The sequence below is a fragment of the uncultured Fretibacterium sp. genome (genome assembly GCF_963544685.1).
In the GTDB taxonomy this organism is placed as follows: domain Bacteria; phylum Synergistota; class Synergistia; order Synergistales; family Aminobacteriaceae; genus CAJPSE01.
On record NZ_CAUUGJ010000154.1, the window covers coordinates 1 to 4,337 of the forward strand.

Sequence of the window (4,337 nt, forward strand, 5' to 3'; positions counted from 1 at the left end):
TACACTCGACTAGTCGTCGGCAGCGTCAGATGTGTATAAGAGACAGCAGGTTCCCGTTATTCAGAAAGATCCCGCCGCCCCGGCACTCCCCGGCGCCCGTCGTGGCGTTCTCGAGGGCGAGGGTGCAGTTTCTGAGGGTGAAGGGCCCGTCCAGGAACAGGGCCCCGCCGAGGCTCTTCGCGTCTCCCTTCGTGCTGTTTCCGGCAAAGGTGCCGTTGCTGATGTCGGAGAGCTCCGCTACCGAGATGCGGACGGCGCCGCCCTGGGCCTCGTTCGGGCTCTGGCTCAGGTTCCCCGCAAAGGTGGAGCGCCCGATCTCCGCCTTCTTCAGCTTCAGGAAGAGCGCGCCGCCCTGGCCCGACCGGGCGATGCCGCCCGCGGTGTTTCCCTCCATGAGGGTGGCGGACATCTGGAAGGTCGCCGTCGTCTTGTCGAGGATAAACGCGCCGCCGTCGCCCTGAGAGGCGTTCCTCTGAAAGAGGCTGGAGGCGATCCCGGAGGAGTCCCCCGCGAAGACGGCGCCCCCCCTCCCGGCGGCGGAGTTGTCCCGGAAGGCGGTATGCTCCAGCGTGACCCCCGAATTGGCCATCACGGCCCCTCCGCTGCCTGTCATCGCCTTGTTGTCGGTGAACAGCGTGTTCTTGGCGGAAAGGGAGGTCTTGCTGAACAGGGCGCCCCCGTCCTTTCGGGCGACCTGGCCCGCGAAGACGATGGGGTCGCTCCCGGACGGCTCGACCTTGATCTCCTTGGCCCAGATGGCCCCGCCGCCGTCGTCCGGTCCGGTTCCCTCGGCCTTGTTGCCGGCCTCGAAGGCCCCGCCCGTGACCATAGCCGTCCCGGCCGCGCAGATGGCCCCGCCGGACTCGGACGCCGTATTTCCGGCGAAGCTTCCTCCGGCGACGGTGAGGTCGGACGCTGCGAAGACGGCGCCCCCCTGGGCCGCGCCGTTGGTCCTGAAGACGAACTTGTCCGTCAGCGTCGCCGTGCCTTCAACGTAGAGCGCGCCGCCCTTGCCCGTAGCCGTGTTCCCCGTGAAGGTCAGGGTCCTGCCTGAGGCGAAGGCGAGGGATGCCGTCCAAATGGCGCCGCCGTCGGCCGCGCTGTTGCCGCCGAATTCCTGGTCCGCGTTGAAGACGACCGCCGCGCTGCCGGGGATATGGAGGGCCCCGCCGTTTTCCGTCGCACGGTTTGCGGAGAACGCATTGCCGTTGAAGGTGGCTCGGGATCCCGAGGAGCCGCTCAGGGCCACGGCCCCGCCGTTCTTGGCCGTGTTGTTCTCGAAGCGGACGCCCGCGGGGAACTCCACGTCCGCCCCGTCCAGGTAGACGGCTCCGCCGCTGTCCGCCGCGGAGTTGTGGTCGAAGGCCACCGTTCCGGAGAGCGTGACCGCGCCGGAGACGCTGAGGGCCCCGCCGTTGCCCGTGGACCGGTTGTTCCGGAATGTGCCGCCCTCGAACGTCGCCTTGCCGCCCGATGCGACGGAGACGCCGCCTCCATTGCCTCCTCCCTCGAACGTGACGCCCTTGAAGGTGGGGCCGTTGCCTGCGGCGCTCTGAACCTCGAAGTGCCGGAAGGCCCCGCCCGCGGTCAGCTTTTTCCCGGCCCCGTCTATCTTGGCGTCCAGCGATACGGGGATCGCCGAGGTAATCGCGATGTCCGAGCCCAGCCGGATGTCCAGGCTGACCGGGTTCTTCACGGCGTCCCTCAGCTCGGCGTAGCTGTTGATGATGGTCGTATCGGCCTCCGCGCCGGAGCAGAACGACAGGCACGCCAGGGCCAGCAGGCCGGGGATCAAAAACCTTTTCATCTCTCTACCTCCCTTTGCGAATCAGCAGCGCCGCGGCCAGAAGGCCCATCATCCCCAGCCCCAGGCCGTCGCAGCCCCCGCCGCCGCTCTTCTCCTTATTCGTCGGGTTGCTCGGGTTCTCCTTGTAGTCCGCCGGGGCGGCGTAGAAGGTCAGGTTCCAGCGGTTGTCGGAGGTCCCGTCCCTCAGGACCAGGAAGTCGTTCTCCGTGGTCGGCGTCCTGTCGGACACGACGCGCAGGGCCGGCCGCGAGTCGCTGCCCGTGCCGTCCATCAGCATGGCGATGAAGCTCACCGTGATCACGCCGCGTTCCTCGTCCAGAAAGATCTTGACCAGCCTGTCGTAGTACCCCTGTTTCTCCAGTTCCTGGATCAGGTTCCAGTCATTCTCGCTCCCGCTGCGCAGGTAGAGGCTAAAGTTGCGCGCGAATTCGCTCTTGATGTCGCCCGTCTCGTGCCACTGGTCGAGCAGCCCCTCCCACTTGGGGGCCACCAGCAGGTGCGTGCGGGGCAGGTTGAAGGTAATGTGCAGGGGCAGCAGGCCCTCGGCCCCTTCCCTCCGGGCCGAGCCGGGGATGGACGCGTCGACGGCGAAGGAGGCGATGACGTCCCCGGCCACGTAGGTGTTGCGGACGACGCCGGAGGTCACGGTCCGTCCCTCGGGTGCCCTCACGGCCGATGCGTCCATCGCCCTGGCGACGTTCTTGAGAAAGTCCGTGCTGGCGGCGCGGGGGTTGAAGGCGGCGGCCTTCCAGATGCTGGGCTCGTGCCCCTCGGCGGGGGCCGACGCCGTCCCGAGGTCCAGGCCGAAGATGATCCTGTGGTTCAGGATCAGTTCGCGGAACCCCGCCGCGGGATCGACGGGATAGAGCCGCAGCGCCCTCTTCATCCCCTCGTTGACGTTGAAGCGCTGGTTGTAGACGGTCTTGAGGCCCGGCGCGACATGGCTGATGTCGTTGAGTTGGAATCGGGGCGGTACGTCCTTGAGGCTCTGGGAGCGCGGCAGGTCGAAGGCCCAGTAGGTGGGGATCAGGTGCGTCCAGGCGTAGCTGTCGTAGCGCTGCACCGCGTAGCGGATGCCCGTGTGGTTCGTGACCTCCGTGGTCAGACGGTAGTCGATCCTGTCGTGTGCGGGCCACTCGGGGACGGGGACGAACACCCACTGGGCGCTCTCCGTCGTCTTGTCGTCCGTCACGTCCCACGTGAAGTTGTCGTAGGCCGTCATGTCGCCCAGTCCCGCGGAGTTGGGCTCGCGCAGGATGGCCCGGAAGAGCAGCGGCTCGGCCTCCGCCGTTCCGTCCGCGACGTTGGCGATGACGAAGGGCACCAGAAGGGTCTGGGACGGGGTGGAGGGATAGTGGGACGAGGGGTTCTGGTGGAAGGCGAAGTTACCCCTCACGCTGCCGAACTTCCCCTGCTCCCTGTTCTTGACGAAGAGAAAATCGTATCCGCCGTTCCCCAGCGGGGTCTTGCGCGTGGAGTAGAAGGGGTTGTCCACCAGGCCGTCCGGCGTGACCGCGTCGCCGGGCCCCGAATAGTCGAATCCGACCTTCATCGAGGCCTGGGTTCCCGTCAGCACCAGGAACATCGCGCGGATGTCCCGGTTGGCCTCGTCCCCCAGGGGCTCCTCCGTGCGCCCGTTCATAATGACAACGGAGTTGCGGTCGCTCACGATGTCCCCGCTGACCTTCATGGGGACCTGGGCCGCCGCGTCGCCCACCGTGTCCATGCCCCCGGTGATCACCATCCACTGGGCGCCCACGCCGCTTGGGCCGAAAAGGTCGTCGAAACGGTAGTTCGCTCCGGCCTCCGTGCCGGACAGCAGAAGGCACGAAAGGCAAAGGACCAGCGCGCCGCCTGCGACCCTGAAAAAACTTCTCATGGCAAAACCTCCTTGTCTTGGATCTCCCTGTGTTTGCGACCGGAAATCTACCTGTCCCTCAATCCCGACCGACGGGTCCGGGAGAGGCGGCGTTCGCTCCGCGCCGCTGCCCGATCCCGTCGGGACCGCTCCGGATGGCTGCGAGGTGTCCCCTCGTCCTCACGGGGCTCCGCAGCCGATACGGGGGCCTCCTCGGATGGGACTTCGGCGGCCTCCGCAGGGGGCTCTCTGCCCTCGTCCGTTTCGGCCTCCGCCTCCGCCGCCCTGACCGGTCTCAGCATCCCCGAGGCGGTGATCAGGGAGAGATGATCCAGGGGGCGCAGCGCGGCAGCCCGGGCGAAACAGGCGACGATCTCCCGGGCCCGCTCCATGTAGCTTCGTTCGCCAAGGGCGGAGCTCAGCTCGGCCAGCCCCATGGCCGCGAGGGCATTGGCCGAGGGGGCCGCGTCGTCGCTCGCCGTCTTGCGCCTCAGGAAGATGTTGGGGTCGTCCGAGGAGGAGAGGAACAGCCCCCCGTCCTCGGGGTCCCAGAACTCCTCCATGAGCTTGCCCGTCAGGGACTCGGCGTAGCGCAGCCAGTCCCGCAGCTGTTTTTTCCGCGCCCCGGCGGCGGCCGCGGCGCGGTGAAGCTCCATGACGCCCCACAGCAGC

At 67.6% G+C, this 4,337-nt stretch carries 3 protein-coding genes; all 3 read right to left on the reverse strand.

From position 1 onward, the window contains the following. Positions 1 to 25: 25 nt before the first annotated feature. Complete coding sequence (locus ABLA28_RS10680; RefSeq protein ID WP_347713651.1) at positions 26 to 1,807, reverse strand: right-handed parallel beta-helix repeat-containing protein; 1,782 nt, start codon at positions 1,805 to 1,807, stop codon at positions 26 to 28. 4 nt (positions 1,808 to 1,811) lie between these two features. Next, positions 1,812 to 3,686 carry a hypothetical protein gene (locus tag ABLA28_RS10685; protein WP_347713652.1) on the reverse strand — a complete coding sequence of 625 codons (1,875 nt, stop codon included), beginning with the start codon at positions 3,684 to 3,686 and terminating at the stop codon, positions 1,812 to 1,814. A 47-nt stretch (positions 3,687 to 3,733) separates the two neighbouring features. Continuing rightward, the coding region (locus ABLA28_RS10690) for a hypothetical protein (RefSeq protein WP_347713653.1) at positions 3,734 to 4,337 on the reverse strand (604 nt) is incomplete at its 5' end.

Excerpts from the sequence above, each read along its gene's own strand:
- ABLA28_RS10680 (WP_347713651.1), bottom strand. The coding sequence starts at position 1,807 with ATGAAAAGGTTTTTGATCCCCGGCCTGCTGGCCCTGGCGTGCCTGTCG.
- ABLA28_RS10685 (WP_347713652.1), bottom strand. The coding sequence starts at position 3,686 with ATGAGAAGTTTTTTCAGGGTCGCAGGCGGCGCGCTGGTCCTTTGCCTT.